This window comes from Stenotrophomonas sp. YJH_SMC_69 (assembly GCF_059370495.1).
Genome location: NZ_JCAFTS010000002.1, coordinates 459,017 through 476,751, shown reverse-complemented (window position 1 = coordinate 476,751; position 17,735 = coordinate 459,017). Strand labels below are relative to the sequence as shown.

Genomic DNA, 17,735 nt, shown 5'->3' with positions numbered 1-17,735 from the left:
GCCCTGCCACACAAAGAGAAGGGGCGGCCCAACGGCCGCCCCTCCTGGTTTCCCTGCGGAAGCCGGTGGCTTAGAAACGCACCGACCAGCGCAGGTTGGCACCGTGGTCGCGGCTTTCGTCGCCGAACTGGCCGCTGTAGCCCAGTTCCAGCTGCTGCTTGGCGGTCAGCCAGGCCGAGAGGCCCAGTTCGGCCACCACCGCGCTGTCGGCGATGGGTGCACCGTTGACCACGAAGCTGTCACCGCCGGTGGCAAAGCCCAGGCGGGCCGACGGGTTGCGGTCGCCGCTGGCGTGGCGGTACGCCACCGCGCCGCGCACGTGCAACCAGCTGTCCTGCTGGAACGAGGCCTTCAGGCCCTTGTCGAAGCGCACGCCGGCCGTGGCCAGGGTGGTGCGCACGTCGTCCACCGAACCCTGCAGGGCCGCAGCACCGCCACGCTCGTTCACGTGCTTGGTGTCCACTTCCACGCGGGCCACCTGCACGTACGGCTCCAGGCCAGCCTCGCGGCCACCGAAGCGGTAGGCCGCTTCGATGAAGGCCTGGCGGGTACGCGCGTCGTAGCGGGCGCTCAGGGTGTCGCTGTAACCGGCGAACGCCAGCTCACGGGTACTGTCCACATCGTGTTCGCTCCATGCCAGGCCGCCACGCAGGCCGAAACCGCCCCAATTGTGGCTGGCGTAGGCGCCGAAGTGGGTGTTGTCCACCTTCGACCTCGCACGGCGCCCTTCGCCCTGCTTCACGTCGGTGCGGCCGGTACCGGCCAGCACGCCCACCTGCCAGCCGCCGAACTCGCGGTCGGCACCGACCAGCAGGCCGTTGCTGTTGGCTTCGGTGCGGGCGGTGTTGGTGTTGCCATCCAGCGTGGTGCTGCCGGCCAGGGCCTGCACCCACACACCGGTGGCGTCGCCGCCTTCGGCACCCGGTGCAGCGGCACCGGCACGGCGGGCCAGCGCGGCATCACGCACGTAGCGGCTGCCTTCCAGCAGGGCAGCGCTGGTGGCGGCATGCAGTTCGCCGCTGAGGCTGTCCAGTGCGCTGCCCACCTGTTCCGGGAACAGCATGGTCAGCGGACGCGGCAGGCCCTGGTTGACCGCCAGACCGTCGACCACGGTGGCCACGGCCAACTGGTTGGCGGTGGTGGCCGCGGTAGCCAGCGCGTTGCCGCGGGTCACTTCAATGCGCGCGCCGGCGGCGGAGTAGGCCAGGCCGAACTGCAGGAAGGGCGAGAAGGCGCTGAAATCGGTGCTGGCGAACCGACCGTTCACGCCGCCGTCGGCCTGGATGAAGTTGAACTGCTCGCCCAGGTAGTAGGTGCCCGGTTCCGGCAGCGCCACCAGGGTGCCGCCCAGGGTGGCGGTGCCGGTCACGTGCAGCTGGTCGCTGCGGCTGCCCGGGGCCACCTCGGCCTGGTACACGCCAGTGGCGGTCTGCACATAGTCACCGTTGATGGTGAGCGTGCCGATGGAGTTGCCCGGAGCGATGATGCCGGCCACGGTGGTGTTTCCCAGCTGGCCCACGCCCTTCAGCGTGCCCTTTTCACCCACGAAGGTGCTGCCGCCGGTCTGCACGCCGTTGAAGGACACCACGCCACCGGTGACGGTCAGGTCCGAGCCGTCCAGCACACCGGTGGCGGTGATGCGGCTGCTGCCGCCCAGGCTGTTCAGCGCTGTGTTCTGCAGGGTGCCGTTCAGCAGGAAGGTTCCGCCGGTCACGTCCACGGCGCTGGTCAGCGTGTTCACGCCGTCCAGTTCCAGCACGCCTTCGCGCACCACCGCGCCGTTGAAGCTGTTGTCGCCGCTCAGGCGCAGCCAGCCGATGCCGCTCTTGGTCAGTTTGCCCGGGCCGCCGATGTCATTGGTCCAGTCGTCCCATGCATCACCTTCCCACACCTTCAGGCCGCCGGCCTTCTGGTTCATCACCACTTCGGTGTCCACGCGCAGCGAGCCGTAGCCTTCGACGGCCGCAGCCAGGTTCATCAGGCCCCAGCCGTAGACATCGTCCACGCCTGCAGCACCCAGGTCGGTGGCGGTGGTCAGCAGCACGTCGCGCACCTGCGCGCTGTCCAGGTACGGGAAGCGCTCGAACAGCAGGCCCAGCGCGCCGGTGACGTGCGGGGCGGCCATGGACGTGCCGCTCAGTTCCTCGTAATCGGACGACGGGGTCTGGCTGATGATGTCCACCACCAGGTTGCCATTGTCATCGTAGAAATCACCTTCGATCACCGAATCGGGACCGTACACGGTCGAGTTGATGTTCGAGCCGGGCGCGGCGAGGCACCAGTTCGCCGCCAGGCCACAGCGCATCGAGCGGTTGCTCAGCTCCAGGTCCTGATTGACGTTGACCACGGCCAGCCAGTACGGCTCGACGTCGGCGACGGCGCGCGGCAGCGAGGCATACATGCCGGCAATCGGCGCTTCTTCCGGCGAAGTGTTGGGCGAATCGGTGTTGCCAGCGGCCCATACCTGGATCAGTCCGCTGCTGCGCGAACCTTCGGCCATCGCAGCCAGACTGGCGGCGAACACCGGGTGCGACTGGTACATGTCCAGGTCTTCCGCTGTGGTCGGCTCGTTGGCCAGGCCCCAGCTGTGGTTGATGGCGCGCACACCCTGCTCGTTCATCTGCGCATACAGCTGCGGGTAGATCGAATCGTCGGCCTGGATGGCGGCGATGGTCTGTTCGTCCAGATACAGGGAACCGCCGATATTCACCACCGACAGGTAGGTGGCGCTGTTGGAGAACAGGCGGGCCACGCTCAGGTCGGCGCCGAAGGCAACACCGTGGGTGCCGTTGCCATCACGGTTGGCGGCGATGGTGCCCGACACGTGGGTACCGTGCACGTTGTAGCTCAGGCCTTCGTAGAAGCCATTGCGCTCCAGCAGATCGGCATAGTCCGGGTCGAGCAGCTGGTAGGACACGGCCACCTGGTCACCGTCGCTGGCGAAGCAGGCGTCCGGGCCACTCAGCACTTCGCGCGCGCACAGGCTGCCATCGGCCAGCACGTCGGCCAGATGGATGCTGCGGTGGTCCTTGCCGGCGAACTCGTCGTGGTCCAGGCCGGTGCCGCTGTCGAACACGCCCAGGCGGATGCCGGTGCCGGTCAGGCCGCGTGCGTAGGCCACATCGGCGTTGATCGCCTGCAGGCCCCAGTCGCTGTTGAATTCGGTGGTGCGCCAGCTGGCGGCATCACCCGGCTTGCCCATGATGGGTTCCGGATCGACTTCCACATCGGCGGCGGCGACGGCCAGCGACGGCGAAGCGGTGAGGACCGGTGCGGCAGACGCGGCCTGCAGGCTGCGCTGGAACTGGTAACGCGACAAGGCGTCTGCGTTGCTGTCCTGGGCCAGCGCCGGCAGAGCGGCGGCCATCAGCAGCGAGCCAACAATGGCCGAGGCCAGGGGTGAGGGGAGGATCGAGCGGCGGGAAGCCGTGGAGCGATACGACGGGAAGACAATCATCTGCAGTTACGTCCTTGATTCCTTGAAATATTTCAGGTGCAGCTCCGTCATGGAGCAATGGAAAGCACACCTCACGGCGGGTCAGCGCTCGCTGTCCCACCCGTTGGTAGCGGCAGGTGTCACAAAAAATTAATGCTTCGTTCAGAATTTTTGTATAGGAAAATCCCCACCCCTGCCCCTGCCCAAGGTCACTTGGCAAGTGGTATCGACGACGGATAGCGTCGGCGGATTCACGCGTGGGTTGGGGATCTCTGCATGGCATCGATGGTGTTGCGCGCCGCTCTTGGGCTGGCGCTGGTTTCGTTGAGCACGGCACCGGCAGTGGGCGCCTCGCGCTTCGTCGCCGATCCCTACCCCAGCACCTACCGGGCGCATCCCGATGCGCCGGTGCTGATCCAGAACGCCACCGTGCTCACCGGCACCGGCCAGCGCCTGGACAACGCCGACGTGCTGCTGCGCGAGGGCCGCATCGTCGCCGTGGGCCGCCAGCTGCAGGCCGATGCCGGGGTAACCCGCATCGATGCGCGGGGCAAGTGGGTCACCCCGGGCCTGATCGACGTGCACTCGCACCTGGGCGTGTACCCCAGCCCGGGCGTCGGCGCGCACAGCGACGGCAACGAGATGACCGCACCGGTCACCGCCAATGTCTGGGCCGAGCACTCGGTGTGGCCGCAGGACCCGGGCTTCGCTACAGCCCTGGCCGGAGGCGTGACCAGCATGCAGGTGCTGCCTGGCTCGGCCAACCTGGTCGGTGGCCGTGGCGTGACCCTGAAGAACGTGCCGGCCATCACCTACCAGGCCATGAAATTCCCGGGTGCTCCGTGGGGGCTGAAAATGGCCTGCGGCGAGAACCCGAAACGGGTTTACGGCGAAGGCAAGGGCGTCGCCCCAGCCACGCGGATGGGCAACGTTGCCGGCTACCGCGCCGCCTTCATCGATGCTGCCGACTACATCGCCAAGAACAAACCCAAGCCGGCCAAGCGCAAGGGCTGGTTCGGCAGCGACAAGGGCGACAGCGCCGGTGATGCCGGCGGCAAGCGCGATCTCAAGCTGGACACGCTGGCCGGCGCGATCGAAGGCGACATCCGCGTGCACATCCACTGCTACCGCGCCGACGAGATGGCCACCATGCTCGACCTGGCCAAGGAATTCGGCTTCAAGGTGGCGGCCTTCCACCACGGCGTAGAGGCCTACAAGCTGGCCGACCGGCTGGCCGCCGACGGCGTCTGCGGTGCGCTGTGGGCCGACTGGTGGGGCTTCAAGATGGAAGCCTTCGATGGCATTCCGGAGAACATCGCACTGGTCGACCGGCCGAAGAACAGCTGCGCCATCGTCCATTCCGATTCGCCCGAAGGCATCCAGCGCCTGAACCAGGAAGCGGCCAAGGTGATCGCCGCCGCGCGCCGCGCGCACATGCCGGAGATCACGCCCGAACATGCCATCACCTGGATGACGGCCAATGCCGCCAGAGCGCTGGGCATTGAAGGCCAGACCGGCACCCTGGAGGCCGGCAAGATGGCCGACGTAGTGGTCTGGAACGGCAACCCCTTCGGTTCCTACGCGCTGGCCGAACAGGTCTTCATCGACGGCCGCCGCCTGTACGACCGCAGTGCGCCGGCAGCGACGCCGCGTTCCGATTTCCAGCTCGGCCAGGAGGTGCACTGATGGGCGCGTTGAACAAGCGTCGCCGGGCATGGCTCGGCGCTACGGTCATGGTGCTGGCCTGCCTCTCCGCAGCCGCGCAGGCGCAGGACCTGCTGGTCCGCAACGCCACCGTACATACGGCCAGCGCGCGCGGCAGCCTGCAGCACGCCGATGTACTGGTGCAGGGCGGCATCATCCGCGCAGTCGGCAACGGGCTGTCCGCACCGGCCGGGGCCAACGTCGTCGAGGCCGATGGCCGCCCGCTGACACCCGCGCTGTTCGGGGGCATCACCGAGATCGGCATCGAAGAAGTCTCCGGTGAAGCGAGCACGGTCGACAGCACGCTGAAGATCGGCGAACAACCGTTGCGCCCCGAATTCGATGTCACCCTGGCCTACAACCCGGCCTCGGTGCTGATCCCGGTGGCGCGCCTGGACGGCATCGGCTTCACCGCCCTGGGGGCCGCCACCGGTGGCGGCTTCGTCGCTGGCCAGGGCGGTGTGATGCGGCTGGACGGCAGCGCCGATCCCCTCGGGCCGCGCGCGCTGTTCCTGCGCCTGGGGTCGGCCGCAGTGGAACTGACCGGGCATTCGCGTGCGGCGCAATGGATGCTGCTGCAGCAGATGGTGGACGAGGCGCGTGGCCAGGTCGCCGCGGACTCACCGCATGCGCTGCTGACCCCGGCCGGGCGCCGCACGCTGGGCCGCTACCTGGCCGGCCAGGGCCGCATCGTGGTGGAGGTGGACCGTGCGGCGGACATCCGCCAGCTGCTGCGCTGGGCCGCCCGCGAGAAGGTGAAGATCGCCATTGCCGGTGGCAGCGAAGCCTGGCAGCTGGCACCGGAGCTGGCCGCCGCGCAGGTGCCGGTGTTCGTCGACGTGCTGTCCAACCTGCCGGCCAGCTTCGACCAGATCGGTGCAACCCTGGAAAATGCGGCACGCCTGCAACGGGCCGGCGTGGCGGTCTCGTTCGTGCAGCGTGGCGACGCCTCGCACAACGCCCGCAAGATGCGCCAGCTGGCCGGCAATGCCGTGGCCAACGGACTGCCCTGGGCCGACGGCCTGGCCGGCCTGACCCGGGTGCCGGCGCAGGCGTTCGGTGTGGCCGACCAGATCGGCAGCATCGAGCCGGGCAAGCGTGCCGACCTGGTGCTGTGGGAGGGCGACCCGCTGGACGTGGCGCACTATGCCGAACAGGTCTGGCTGGGCGGCCGGGCGATGCCGATGCGCTCGCGCCAGACCGAGCTGCGCGATCGCTACCTGCTGCGCAACGCGCAGCCCTGACCGCATTGAAGGACACCACCATGGCCACCCTGCGCTGGTATTTCGACTTCGTTTCGCCGTACTCCTACCTGCATTGGCAGAAGCTGAAGCAGCTGCCCGAGTTCCCGCGGATCCAGCCGGTGCCGATCGCCTTTGGTGCCGTGCTGCATCACCTGGGCAACCTCGGGCCGGCCGAGATTCCGGCCAAGCGCCGCTTCATCTACCGCCAGCTGCTGTGGACCGCGCAGGCCGAAGGCACACCGCTGCGGTTCCCGCCGGGCCACCCGTTCAATCCGCTGTCTGCCCTGCGCCTGTGCCTGGCCGCGGGTGGCAGCGCACAGGCGGTGGACGTGCTGTTCGACTGGATCTGGCGCGACGGCAATGCCGCCGACAGCGCCGAGGCCCTGCGCGAACCAGCCGCGCGGCTGGGGATCGAGGATGTCGCCAGCGCCATCGCGACTCCCGCGGTCAAGGAGCAGCTGCGGAAGAACACCGAGGCCGCCATTGCAACCGGCGTGTTCGGCGTGCCGACCCTGGCCATCGATGGCGAACTGTTCTGGGGCAACGACGCCCACCCGCTGATGGCGGCGGTGCTGGCCGACCCGGATCTGCTGCGGCAGCCCGAATGGCAGCGCCTGGCCGAGCTTCCGGTGGCCGTGCAGCGCAGTCGCTGAACAGGGCGTGCCGCGTTTCCCTCGCGCGCCACGCCAGAATTTGAGATAGATTTCACATTTCCGAACCTACAACCGCCCTGGAGGGGGAGCCGCGGATGCGCATCGGAATCGTCGTCGACTCGGCCTGCGACCTGCCGCAGGACTTCATTGCCGAGCACAACATCGTGCTGCTGCCGATCACCGTACGGATCGGCGAAGCCGTGCTGGCCGATCATCGCGATGAGCAGGCCACCCTGAGCTTCCTGCACGCGCATGTGGCCGAACATGGCGCTGAAGCGGAAACCATCCCCTTCAGCGTCAACCAGATCCGCGACCTGTTCCTGCAGCAGCTGGTGATCGATTACGACCACGTGTTCTGCATGACCATCACCAAGACCCGCAGCCCGATCCACGACAACGCGCTGCAGGCCAGCTTCGCCATCCTCAACGATTACAAGCCGGTGCGGCAGGCAGCGGGCTACAACTCGCCGTTCGCGCTGCGCGTACTTGATACCCAGAACCTGTTCGCCGCGCAGGCCGTGACCGCGGTGGAGGCTGTCCGCCTGCGTGACAGTGGCGCCAGCGTGCAGCAGATCCGCGAACGGCTGGAAGAACTGGCCGGCAACGTGCACGGCTACATGATCACCCGCGACCTGTACTACATGCGCGCACGCGCGCGGCACAAGGGCGACCGCAGTGTCGGCCTGCTCAGCGCGGCACTGGGCAGTGCACTGGACATCAAGCCGGTGCTGCACGGCTACCGTGGCGAGACCGGGCCAGTGGCCAAGATCAAGGGCTTCGACAGCGCCGTGCAGAAGCTGTTCGCGGTGGTCGGCCAGCGCGTGCGTGCCGGGCTGATGACGCCGACGGTGTGCGTCAGCTACGGCGGCGAACTGGACGAGCTGCGCAGCCTGCCCGGCTATGCACAGATGAAAGAGGTCTGCGCCGGCCATGGCGTGACCGTGTACGAATCGGTGATGAGCCTGACCGGCATGGTCAACGTCGGCAAGGGCGCGGTCACCGTGGGATTTGCCGATGGGCCGCATCGGTTCGAATGAGCGCTGGCCACGGCCGGAATCTGCACATCGATTCCACCCCGACTGTGCCAGCCTTGCCGCACTTCAAGGAGAACTCCATGCCTGCGCAGTACCACATCAGCCTGCCCGATCCGTCCAAGGCCCGCGGCAACGACCCTGACCTGTCCTTCCATTCCCAGGGCGCCGCCGGTTTCGCCGAAGAGCTGCAGGATGCCCTGCGCAGCGGCACGCTGTTCGAACGCTGGAAGGCCAAGCAGCCCGACCCGGATGCGGTGGAACCGCAGTGGGGCGTGACCGACCCGGAGGCCACCGTGACCGGCGAGCAGAAGGACCTGCGCATCAACCTGGTCGCCACCACCCGCATCGACAGTGACGTGTTCAAGCAGCGCCTGCGCCTGCTGGCCGGCAGCCACTGGGAACTGCGCGACGTGCGTTGAGGCACCCGCCCGCCGGGCATGGCCCGGCGCTACCGTGCCCGTGTCGTGATCGACCCGGTGCCGATGACCATGCTCTGGTAGACGCCACCCTTGGTTGGCGCTCCAAAAAAGCTGCCAACCAAGGTTGGCAACTACCGACGAACCGCCGGGCATGGCCCGGCGTTTCCCTATCGCTACCAGCCACCGCCCAGCGCGCGGTACAGCTCCACCCGCGCGATCGCGGCGGCGGCCTGGCTGTTGGCCAGCGCGGCCTGGTTGTCCTGCGCGATGCGCTGGGTGGTCAGCACGTCCAGCATGTCGACCACGCCGGCCTGGTACTGCCGGCGCGCCCCCCCCAGTGCCGTCTCGCTCTCATCCACCGCCACGTGCAGCTGCACCGTGCGCTGCTGCGCGGCACTGTAGCCATCCATGGCGTCGTCCACCTCATGCCAGGCCTGCAACACGGTACGGCGGAACTGCAGGGCCGACTGTTGCTGCTGCAGCCTGCTCAGCGCGAGGTTCGCCTTCAGCCGCCCGCCCTGGAAGATCGGCAGGCTGATCGACGGCCCGATGCTGAAACGGTGCGCGTTCCAGCCATCCAGGTCATCCAGCTGCTTGGCCTGGAAGCCTGCGTCACCATTCAAGGTGATGCGCGGCAGGAAACTGGCCTTGGCCACGCCGATGCCGGCCGTTGCCGCATGCAGTGCCGCCTCGGCACGACGGATGTCCGGGCGACGCTCGGCCAGTTCACTCGGCAGACCCACCGCCACCGCTGGCAACGCCGGCCAGTCACGGCGTGCATCCTGCAGCTGCGCGTCCAGTGCCTGCGGCGGCTGTGCCAGCAGGAACGCCAGCGCATTGCGCAGCTGCGATTCGCGATGCCGCAGCGGCGCGATGCGCGCCTGCAGCGAAGCCACCTGCGCGGCCGCGCTGGACACCTGCAGCGTGCTGGCCACGCCCTGCTTCTGGCGCGCCTCGGTCAGCCGTTTGATGTCATGCGCGATGCTGAGGTTGTCCTCGGTGATCGCCAGCAGCTGCCGCGTCGCACGCAGCTGCAGGTAATCACGCGCGGTTTCCGCCAGCAGCGCGATGCGCACGGCGTGTGCATCCTCCTCGGCCATCTGCACGCGCGCGTCGGCCGCTTCCACCTGGCGCCGCACGCGGCCCCACAGGTCCAGTTCCCAGCCCAGGCCGATACCGGCCTGGAACAGCCCGTAGTCATCACGGCCGCCGTTGCCGGACGGATCATTCAGGCCCACTTCGCTGTTGCGTGCACGCACGCCACTGGCGCTCGCGCTGACGCTGGGCAGGTGATCGGCGGCGCTGATGCCGCGCGCGGTGCGGCTCTGCTGCACGCGGTTGGCGGCCAGCTGCAGGTCCAGGTTGGCCGCCAGCACCTGGTGGGCCAGCTGCCCCAGCAGCGGATCGTCGAAGCCGGCCCACCAGGCGGCGTCCTGATCGATGGCGTTGCCGGCGACAGCCCCACCCTGCCAGTGGCCGGGCAGTTCCGCCTGCGGGCGTACGAAGTCCGGGCCCATCGCGCAGGCAGCCAGGGCCGTGCACAGGGTGGCCGCAACGAAGGTGCGGAACACGGTGATGGCGCTCATGCGCCCTCCCCGCGCTTGTGGCCCGGTCCGTGCTGCACGCTCTGCGCACGCGCGCGGCTGCCCAGGTCAACGCTGGCTTCCACCGACATGCCGGCACGCAGCTGGTCCAGCAGCGGCTGGCCCGGCTCCAGCACGATCTTCACCGGAATGCGCTGCACCACCTTGGTGAAGTTGCCGGTGGCGTTCTCTGGTGCGACTGCAGCAAAGGTGACGCCGGTGGCTGGTGCAATGCTGTCGATGTGCCCGCGCAGCGGCGTGCCCGGGAATACGTCCACCTTCAGTTCGACCTGCTGGCCGGCCTGCATGCGGGTCATCTGCGTTTCCTGGAAGTTGGCGACCACGAAGGCGCGCTTCAGCGGGACCACCGCAGCCACCGGCGTACCCGGGGTCAGGTAGGCACCGACGCGCACTGCGCGGCGACCGACCATGCCATCGATCGGCGCGCGCAGCACGGTGTGCGACAGATCCAGTTCGGCGCGTGCCTGTGCCGCTTCTGCACGCTGCACCGCCGCCTGTGCAGCCTGCACGCCCGCGCTGAGGATGTCGGTGCGCTGGCGTGCGGTCGACAGTGCGGCCTGGCCCTGCTGCAGATGCGCACTGGCCACGGCCTGCTTCGACTGCGCCTGCTGCGCGTTCTGCACGGTACCGGCGCCATCACGGGCCAGTTCGCGGTAACGCTGCTGGTCGGCACTGGCCAGGGTCAGTTCGGAACGGCTGACATCGACGCTGGCCCTGGCCTGCGCGATCAGCGAGTCCTGCTGGGCCAGTGCGGCCTGCGCATTGGCCAGCTGCGCACGGGCATTGGCAAGGTCGGCACGCGCAGCCTGCAGTGCCACCTGGTAGTCGCGGTCGTCGATGCGGGCAAGCACGTCACCGGCCTTCACCGACTGGTTGTCCTCTACGTCCACGGCACTGACGAAGCCGGCAATCTTCGGCGCTACCAGGGTGTAGTCGGCCACCACGTACGCATTGTTGGTGGTCTGGTGACCGCCATCGCGCAGCAGCAGCCACGCGCCGATGGCCAGGGCCAGCACACCCAGGCCCAGGCCGGTGTTGAGAGGGGTTCGATTGATCGTCATGAGGGGTTCCTGCGAAAGGTTCAGGCCACGGCGCGTGGCGGATGGATGCGGGTGGGCATCCAGGCAATGAGGGGAATGAAGGCCAGCGCCACCAGTGCGACCACCCAGTACAGGTCGGCCGAAGTCAGCGCCTGTACCTGTGCATGCAGGCGCGCGCCCAGCTGCGGGCCATCGGCCAGCCACGGTTGCTCGCCAAGGCGGTTGACCAGCACGGTGGAATGGAAATGACGGCGGCCCTGGGCGATGGCATCCAGTACGCCACCGGCGAACACCGCAGCGAAGCCCTTGACCGTGTTGAACCAGGCCGAGGCAAACGGGCCATCCTGTGGCGCCAGGCCGCCGGTGGCCAGCATCAGCAGCGGCAGCACCGCCATCGGCTGGGCAAACACCTGCAGCAGCTGCACCCACAGGAAGTTGTCGCGGATCCAGGCCACGTCCAGGTGCGAGCCCAGCCAGCAGGCCAGTGCCAGCATCGCCAGGCCGGTGGCCTGCACCCAGCGGCAGTCCACCGCGCGGATGTTCAACAGGGCCGCCACCAGCGGCAGCGCGATCACCTGTGGCAGTGCCACCCACAGCAGCATCGGTGCGGTCTGCAGCGGCCGGTAGCCCTGCACGCTGGCCAGGAAGCCGGACGGGATCGAGATCACCGCCAGCAGCACGAACAGCACGCCACCCAGCGTGACCAGCGAGTAGCTGAGATTGCGATTGGCCAACAACTGCAGCTTGAAGAACGGCAGCGGGTGGAACCATTCGTTGATCATGAACAGCACCATCAGGCCGGCACCGCCACCGATCATCAGCGTGATCATCGGCGAATCTAACCAGTTCAGCCGCGGGCCCTGCACCAGGCCCAGCACCAGCAGCACCAGCGCCGGCAGGCCGAGCAGCAGCCCAACGCCATCGAACTGGGCGAAGCGTTCCAGCCGCAGCGGGTCCTGTGGCAGGCCCCAGCCGACCATCGCCATGGCGGCCAGGCAGTACGGCACGATCTGCCAGAACGCCCAGTGCCAGCCCACCTGCTCGACCCAGAACGCGGCCAGCGGCGTGCCCATGCTCGGGCCGAACGTCGCCGTCAACGCGTAGCCGGCCAGGCCGTACAGCTTGATGCCAGGCGGCAGGAAGCGCAGCGCCACGCTCATCAGCAACGGCGGCAGTGCACCGCCGCACAGGCCCTGCAATGCACGCAGCAGCAGGAACACCTGCAGGTTCGGGGCGAGCGGGCACAGCACGCCCAGCACCATGAAGCCACCGATCATCGCCAATGCGAAGCGGCGCAGCGAGAAGGTGGCGGCACACCACGGCGCGAAGGCCATCGCGCTGACCGACATCGCGCTGTAGAGGGCGACGATCCAGCTGCCGTCGTCGACGCTGAAACCCATCGCGCCACGGATGTCGGCCAGGGCGACCTTGGTGATGTTCTCGTTGAAGCCGGACACCAGCACCGCCAGCAGCACGCCACACAGGCCGACCAGAATGCGGCGATCGAGCCCGGGGGCGGCGGCAGGACGGGGCGCTGCGGCGGCCGGGACAGCGGCGGCCGGCGCACTCATCGCCAGGCGCCGATCCGTGCAGTGCACGGCATGTTGAGGGTCATTGGAATGCGCTCAGTGAAACTCCGGGGAGCGCAGTCTAGGGAGCCGGTACCCTGTGAAAAATGGCGTCGCCGGCATCCCAGGCGTGCGTCCAGCGCACGCCTGCGGGTCTCAGCGGTGGGCGTCCTCGACGCGCTCGCACATGGTCTTGATGGAACGGCGAAGCCACTGGTGCGCGGCATCGTTGTCCAGCCGCGGATGCCAGGCCTGCACGATGGCCGCGGTACGCACCGGGATCGGCAGCGGGAACAGGCGCAGCGGCAGGCGCATGCTGACGATCCGCTCCAGCATCACGCTTGGCATCTGCGGCAGGATCAGGTCTGATTCGGCCGCCGCGAAGATCGCACCGTGGAAGGTCGGGCTGATCAGCGCCACGCGGCGCTGCAGGCCGAGCGTGGCCAGGTCATCATCGATCGGCCCACGCGGCAGGCCACGGCGCGACACCGCGATGTGGTCGCACGCGGCAAAGCGCTCTGCACTGATCTCCTCGTCGAACAGTGGGTGGTCCTCGCGCGCGGCGCCCATGAACGAGGTACTGAACAGGTTCTGCACCTTGGTATCGGGCGCATGCTTGCCGGCGGTGCTAATGTACAGGTCGATCCGGCCCTGCGCCATCGCATCATCGTCGGTATCGCCCTCGGGCACGAAGCGCAGCACCGCGCGCGGTGCCTGCTGGCGGAAGATCTCGCGCAGGCGACCGCCAAATCCACCGATGAAGACATCATTGGCGCGCACGCTGAAGGTTCGCTCGAGCACGCGCATGTCCACTTCACGACCGGCGTTGAAGACGCGGTGGGCCTGCTCGATCACATCGCGGACCTGCTCGCGCAGCTGCAGCGCGCGGGGCGTGGGCGCCAGACCGCGGCCGGCACGCACCAGCACCGGGTCACCCAGCGCAGTGCGGATCCGGCCCAGGGTGCGGCTCATCGCCGGCGCGCTCAGGTTCATCCGGCGCGCGGCGGCGGCCACGCTGCATTCGTCAATCAGCACGTCCAGTGCCAGCAACAGGTTCAGGTCCGGCAGGGGCATGACAGTCTCCAGTAAATCAGATGACTCTACGGCACTTGCGACCACCGTGGATTGCGTTCGACGCATTCATTGACTGCCGCGCACGGCATGGGTGCGCGCGGTGACATCGGCGACCATCCCCGTCCCGCCAAGGAGACATCCATGTTCACTACCCTGCTGGTCGCCCTGGATGGTGGCCCCCAGCACGCACGCGTGCTGGACCTGGCCGCCGCCATCGCCGGCCCCCACAGCCGCCTGCACCTGCTGTGCGTGCTCGACCCCGAATTCGCGCTGGCGGCCGATGCCAGCGAAGCCGATCGCACCGAGTATCCGGAAGCCGCCCGCCAGCGCTCCCGCGCCGAGGCAGTATTGGCCGAAGCCCTGGCCGAACTGCGCGAGCGCGGTGTCGATGCCATCGCGCAGATTCCCTCCGGCGACCCGGGCGAAGTGATCAGCGAGCAGGCCCGGCGCCTGAAGTGCGACCTGATCGTGATCGGCCATCGCCACCTGTCCCGGCTGGAACGCCTGTTCGAACCCTCGATCGGGCAATGGACCATCGACCACGCGCCCTGTCCGGTGCTGGTGGAAACCCGCGACCCACAGCCCTAGCCACCATGGCCTCCCGTTCCCCGTTGTTTCCCACCCGGGTCAACTACCGCACCTTCGGTCGACAGTTCGGCCGGGGCGAACAGGCGCTGCTGGGCGCGATACGGCAGTTGCGCGACCCCGATCTGCAGGCCGATGGCCTTGCCCAGCTGAGCGGACTCGGGCTTGGCCAGGAGGGCTGCGACGCCTTCATCGGCCTGCTGCCGCTGCTGGCCACCCCCGCCGCTCCGATCGATCTGCTGCCGGCCGGCTCTCCCTTCATTGCCGCCAGTGAACTGGACCTGCTGGTCTGCCTGCTGCGCATCGCACAATGGCGGCATGCACGGCCCCGCGAGGACGACTCGCTGGCACCGTTGCGCCAGCAGCTGGCGCGCTGTGCAATGGCCGTGCAGGCGGCAAACCTGCCGTTGCGGCAGCGCTCGTTGTCACCGGTCGGGCTGAGGCTGCTCGATCCGACCGGCTGGTTGCGGCAGCGATAGGCCGTCGCGCCCCCCGTGTGATCGCATGCAGAGAGCTGCTCAGCAGTCCATCGTTCCGTGCGTGCTGCCCTCGTCATCCAGCACGTGCGCATGCAGGATCACCTGGTTGCGGCCAGCCCGCTTGGCGGCATACAGGCCGGCATCGGCGTCTGCCAGCAACTGATCGGCACTGGCCAGAGCCGGCGGATGCAGGTAACCCACGCCGATGCTGATACTGACCGATCCTTCCGGCAACGGCAGCGCTTCCACCGCCTGGCGCAGGCGCTCGGCCAGCGCCAGAACGCCCGACAGCGCGCTTCCGGGCACGATCACCGCAAATTCCTCGCCGCCATAACGTGCGACGCTGTCACCGGCGCGACCGGCGCTCGCCTTCAGTACCGCTGCCACGGCCTGCAGGCAGCGGTCGCCGGCGGGATGGCCGTGGCGGTCGTTGAAGGCCTTGAAATGATCGATATCCAACAGCAGCAGGCCCAGCTCGGTGCCACTGCGCCGTGCGCGATTCCACTCGGCCAGCAGCAGCGCGTCGAACTCGCGCCGGTTGGCCACGCCTGTCAGGCCATCCTGGCGCGCCAGCTGGTCCAGCGAGGCCTGCCGTTCCATCAGGTCCACCTGCAGCAGGATGCTGCGCAGGCCGAACCCCAGCGTCGCCACCACGAAACCGCTCACGGCCAGGGGCCGGGCATGGTCGACCACCAGGGTGCCCACCACCAGCAGCAGCAGCGGCAGGATCATCGGGCCCGCCGCCTGCACCGTGCGCGCCATCCGCGGATGCGGCGTCAGGACCCGCGCCGGTGCCTGGCTGAGTGCGAGCAGCGCCAGCAGCAGGAACGGCAGATCGATCAGCAGATCGGCATAGGCACCGAACGCATCACCGGAGGTGTAGTGGTTGATGTAATACGCCACCAACAGGTAGGTCGCCGCATACATCGCCAGCGCGCGGAAAAAGGTACGCCGCTCGGGAACGTCGCCGGCCAGCCAGCGCACCACCGCGAACACGGCGATGCACAGGTTCTGGATATCGAACATGCGTTGCATGTTGGACAACGCGTGGTCGTCGATGTCAACGCGGGCGGCGAACGACTGCGCGTGCACGAAGAACAGCACGCCCAGCAGCGCCGCCATGGCCGCATCGATCAGGCTGATGCTGACCCGTTCCCGGCGCGCCCTGGCCAGGATGAACACCAGGGGCACACCGTAGAGCACGTAAAGGAACAGGCTTGCGCGCGGGGTGAAATCGGCACGCCCGGCGCCCAGGGCGTCGATCATGTTGAACGCCATGCCGCCGGCCCACAGCAGCAGCGCCAATGCCGTGGCGCGCCACCCCAGTGCCGCGTGGTCGCGGCGGGCCCGCCACAGGCAGGCGGCCGCCGCCAGCAACGGGGCACCGGTCAGGAAAACGAAGGAGCCTACCCCGGCCGGACCAGGCCACAAGGCCAGCACCAGGCCATGGCACAGCACATACAGCAGCGCCAGCACTACCGGCATGCATCCCCCGATCCGCAAGGCCGTCTACGCGCACGATAGCGCGGGGCGGCGCCACGAGGGTGTGATCCATCGCTGAAAAAGGGGACGGAGGGGATTAAGTCGTTTGCGGCACAGCGGCAAATGCGACTTAATCCCCTCCGTCCCCTTTTTCCCGGGGGCTCAGCCGTGCAGGGCGCGGGCGTGGTGGGCGACGTGCTCGCCGATGAAGCTGCCAATGAAGTAGTAGCTGTGGTCGTAGCCGTGCTGCAGGCGCAGGGTCAGCGGATGGCCGGCAGCGGCGCAGGCCTCCTGCAGGCGCTGCGGCTGCAGCTGGGTCTGCAGGAACTCGTCCGCCTCGCCCTGGTCGACCAGCAACGGCAGGCGCTCGCTGGCCGCGGCAATCAATGCGCAGGCGTCCCATTGCGCCCAGTCGGCCGGGTTGTCGCCAAGGTAGGCGTGGAAGGCCTTCTGCCCCCACGGAACATGGCTGGGCGCGACGATCGGCGAGAACGCCGACACGCTGCGGTAGCGCCCCGGATTGCGCAGCGCGATCACCAGCGCACCGTGGCCGCCCATCGAGTGCCCGCTGATGGCGCGTGCGCCGGTCGCCGGGAACTCCGCTTCGATCAGCGCCGGCAACTCGTGCACTACATAGTCATGCATGCGGAAGTGCTTCGCCCACGGTGCACGGGTGGCGTTGAGGTAGAACCCTGCGCCCTTGCCCAGGTCGTAGCCTTCGGCATCGGCCACGTCATCACCGCGCGGGCTGGTATCAGGCGCGACAATGATCACGCCGTGTTCGGCCGCATAGCGCTGCGCGCCCGCCTTGGTGATGAAATTCTGCTCGGTGCAGGTCAGTCCGCTCAGCCAGTACAGCACCGGCAGCGTCTGCGTTTCCGCCTGCGGCGGCAGGTACACGGCGAACTGCATGTCGCAGCCCAGCGTGGTCGAATGATGGCGGTAGACGTCCTGCCAGCCGCCGAAACAGGCGCGGTGTTCAATGCGTTCCATGGTGCTCTCCTGCGCGGCGCGTCAGCGCACGCGTGCTTCTGGTAGATGCCGACCTTGGTCGGCTTATCCACGCCCGGCGTGGACGCCTTGGTTGATCAGTTCATCCAGCTGTGCCAGCAGGCGCAGCAACGATTCGACGCCAGGCTGGCCGTCCAGGTTGCGATACGCCGCGACCGCCACGTCGCTGCGCGGTGGCCACAGGCCGTCGGCGCGGGCTTCGTGCAGGCGCGGCAGGAATACCTGTGCCAGCCAGTGCTCGAACGGCATTTCATCAATGCCGAAGGGCGAGTCCACCACGCGCGGTGGACCCACGTCGCCCTCGACCCAGCCCAGCGCGCGCAGCGCCTGCTCGATCGGGTCGACCAGGGCCGCGCGTGGATCCTCCGCACGCGGCCTGCGCAGGGCGTCGAACCAGCCCAC

General features: G+C 68.3%; 15 protein-coding genes. 7 read left to right on the top strand and 8 right to left on the bottom strand.

Annotated features, from left to right (window positions below):
• Positions 1–70: 70 nt before the first annotated feature.
• Positions 71–3,457 (bottom strand): autotransporter domain-containing protein, encoded by a 3,387-nt coding sequence (locus AC5P8F_RS05335; RefSeq protein ID WP_134809278.1) that lies wholly within the window; start codon positions 3,455–3,457, stop codon positions 71–73.
• Between the two features lie 255 nt (positions 3,458–3,712).
• Between AC5P8F_RS05335 and AC5P8F_RS05330 the strand changes: the two genes are divergently transcribed.
• The 5 genes from AC5P8F_RS05330 (at position 3,713) to AC5P8F_RS05310 (ending at position 8,490) form a co-directional block, all read left to right on the top strand.
• Positions 3,713–5,122, top strand: a complete 1,410-nt coding sequence (locus AC5P8F_RS05330; RefSeq protein WP_111205465.1) for an amidohydrolase — start codon at positions 3,713–3,715, stop codon at positions 5,120–5,122.
• Complete coding sequence (locus tag AC5P8F_RS05325; protein WP_014648375.1) at positions 5,122–6,384, top strand: amidohydrolase family protein; 1,263 nt, start codon at positions 5,122–5,124, stop codon at positions 6,382–6,384. Before AC5P8F_RS05330 ends, AC5P8F_RS05325 begins: the two co-directional genes overlap by 1 nt.
• Before the next feature lie 20 nt (positions 6,385–6,404).
• On the top strand, positions 6,405–7,037 hold the full coding sequence (locus AC5P8F_RS05320) for a 2-hydroxychromene-2-carboxylate isomerase (protein ID WP_126411353.1): 633 nt from the start codon (positions 6,405–6,407) through the stop codon (positions 7,035–7,037).
• A gap of 95 nt (positions 7,038–7,132) precedes the next feature.
• Entirely contained in the window at positions 7,133–8,074 is a 942-nt protein-coding gene (locus AC5P8F_RS05315; protein WP_032956590.1) for a DegV family protein, read from the top strand.
• Positions 8,075–8,151: 77 nt separating this feature from the next.
• Positions 8,152–8,490: a hypothetical protein gene (locus AC5P8F_RS05310; RefSeq protein WP_005410998.1), complete on the top strand. Its 339-nt coding sequence runs from the start codon at positions 8,152–8,154 to the stop codon at positions 8,488–8,490.
• A 173-nt stretch (positions 8,491–8,663) separates the two neighbouring features.
• On the opposite strand, the gene AC5P8F_RS05305 is transcribed toward AC5P8F_RS05310, so the two are convergent.
• The 4 genes from AC5P8F_RS05305 to AC5P8F_RS05290 form a co-directional block, all read right to left on the bottom strand.
• Entirely contained in the window at positions 8,664–10,076 is a 1,413-nt protein-coding gene (locus tag AC5P8F_RS05305; RefSeq protein ID WP_346601677.1) for an efflux transporter outer membrane subunit, read from the bottom strand.
• The gene (locus AC5P8F_RS05300; RefSeq protein ID WP_197605631.1) at positions 10,073–11,155 is read right to left on the bottom strand and encodes an HlyD family secretion protein; all 1,083 of its coding nucleotides are present in this window, start codon (positions 11,153–11,155) and stop codon (positions 10,073–10,075) included. Before AC5P8F_RS05300 ends, AC5P8F_RS05305 begins: the two co-directional genes overlap by 4 nt.
• A 20-nt stretch (positions 11,156–11,175) precedes the next feature.
• On the bottom strand, positions 11,176–12,705 hold the full coding sequence (locus AC5P8F_RS05295; protein ID WP_227864565.1) for an MFS transporter: 1,530 nt from the start codon (positions 12,703–12,705) through the stop codon (positions 11,176–11,178).
• Positions 12,706–12,858: 153 nt separating this feature from the next.
• A complete protein-coding gene (locus AC5P8F_RS05290; protein WP_014648381.1) occupies positions 12,859–13,776 on the bottom strand; it encodes a LysR family transcriptional regulator in 918 nt (305 codons plus the stop codon).
• 141 nt (positions 13,777–13,917) lie between these two features.
• On the opposite strand from AC5P8F_RS05290, the gene AC5P8F_RS05285 reads away from it, so the two are divergent.
• Both AC5P8F_RS05285 and AC5P8F_RS05280 read left to right on the top strand, forming a co-directional pair.
• A complete protein-coding gene (locus AC5P8F_RS05285; RefSeq protein ID WP_049408788.1) occupies positions 13,918–14,364 on the top strand; it encodes a universal stress protein in 447 nt (148 codons plus the stop codon).
• A 5-nt stretch (positions 14,365–14,369) separates the two neighbouring features.
• Complete coding sequence (locus AC5P8F_RS05280; protein ID WP_164077730.1) at positions 14,370–14,840, top strand: hypothetical protein; 471 nt, start codon at positions 14,370–14,372, stop codon at positions 14,838–14,840.
• Between the two features lie 39 nt (positions 14,841–14,879).
• Here AC5P8F_RS05280 and AC5P8F_RS05275 read toward each other — a convergent pair whose 3' ends face one another.
• From AC5P8F_RS05275 to AC5P8F_RS05265, 3 genes are all read right to left on the bottom strand, one after another.
• A complete protein-coding gene (locus AC5P8F_RS05275) occupies positions 14,880–16,325 on the bottom strand; it encodes a GGDEF domain-containing protein (RefSeq protein WP_169412049.1) in 1,446 nt (481 codons plus the stop codon).
• Between the two features lie 159 nt (positions 16,326–16,484).
• A complete protein-coding gene (gene fghA, locus AC5P8F_RS05270) occupies positions 16,485–17,315 on the bottom strand; it encodes an S-formylglutathione hydrolase (protein ID WP_329768576.1) in 831 nt (276 codons plus the stop codon).
• A gap of 63 nt (positions 17,316–17,378) precedes the next feature.
• A complete protein-coding gene (locus AC5P8F_RS05265; RefSeq protein ID WP_053496250.1) occupies positions 17,379–17,735 on the bottom strand; it encodes a YqcC family protein in 357 nt (118 codons plus the stop codon).

What these genes read in the sequence shown, in the direction of transcription:
- AC5P8F_RS05335 (WP_134809278.1), bottom strand. Translation starts at nt 3,457, where the DNA reads ATGATTGTCTTCCCGTCGTATCGCTCCACGGCTTCCCGCCGCTCGATC.
- AC5P8F_RS05330 (WP_111205465.1), top strand. Translation starts at nt 3,713, where the DNA reads ATGGCATCGATGGTGTTGCGCGCCGCTCTTGGGCTGGCGCTGGTTTCG.
- AC5P8F_RS05325 (WP_014648375.1), top strand. Translation starts at nt 5,122, where the DNA reads ATGGGCGCGTTGAACAAGCGTCGCCGGGCATGGCTCGGCGCTACGGTC.
- AC5P8F_RS05320 (WP_126411353.1), top strand. Translation starts at nt 6,405, where the DNA reads ATGGCCACCCTGCGCTGGTATTTCGACTTCGTTTCGCCGTACTCCTAC.
- AC5P8F_RS05315 (WP_032956590.1), top strand. Translation starts at nt 7,133, where the DNA reads ATGCGCATCGGAATCGTCGTCGACTCGGCCTGCGACCTGCCGCAGGAC.
- AC5P8F_RS05310 (WP_005410998.1), top strand. Translation starts at nt 8,152, where the DNA reads ATGCCTGCGCAGTACCACATCAGCCTGCCCGATCCGTCCAAGGCCCGC.
- AC5P8F_RS05305 (WP_346601677.1), bottom strand. Translation starts at nt 10,076, where the DNA reads ATGAGCGCCATCACCGTGTTCCGCACCTTCGTTGCGGCCACCCTGTGC.
- AC5P8F_RS05300 (WP_197605631.1), bottom strand. Translation starts at nt 11,155, where the DNA reads ATGACGATCAATCGAACCCCTCTCAACACCGGCCTGGGCCTGGGTGTG.
- AC5P8F_RS05295 (WP_227864565.1), bottom strand. Translation starts at nt 12,705, where the DNA reads ATGAGTGCGCCGGCCGCCGCTGTCCCGGCCGCCGCAGCGCCCCGTCCT.
- AC5P8F_RS05290 (WP_014648381.1), bottom strand. Translation starts at nt 13,776, where the DNA reads ATGCCCCTGCCGGACCTGAACCTGTTGCTGGCACTGGACGTGCTGATT.
- AC5P8F_RS05285 (WP_049408788.1), top strand. Translation starts at nt 13,918, where the DNA reads ATGTTCACTACCCTGCTGGTCGCCCTGGATGGTGGCCCCCAGCACGCA.
- AC5P8F_RS05280 (WP_164077730.1), top strand. Translation starts at nt 14,370, where the DNA reads ATGGCCTCCCGTTCCCCGTTGTTTCCCACCCGGGTCAACTACCGCACC.
- AC5P8F_RS05275 (WP_169412049.1), bottom strand. Translation starts at nt 16,325, where the DNA reads ATGCCGGTAGTGCTGGCGCTGCTGTATGTGCTGTGCCATGGCCTGGTG.
- fghA (WP_329768576.1), bottom strand. Translation starts at nt 17,315, where the DNA reads ATGGAACGCATTGAACACCGCGCCTGTTTCGGCGGCTGGCAGGACGTC.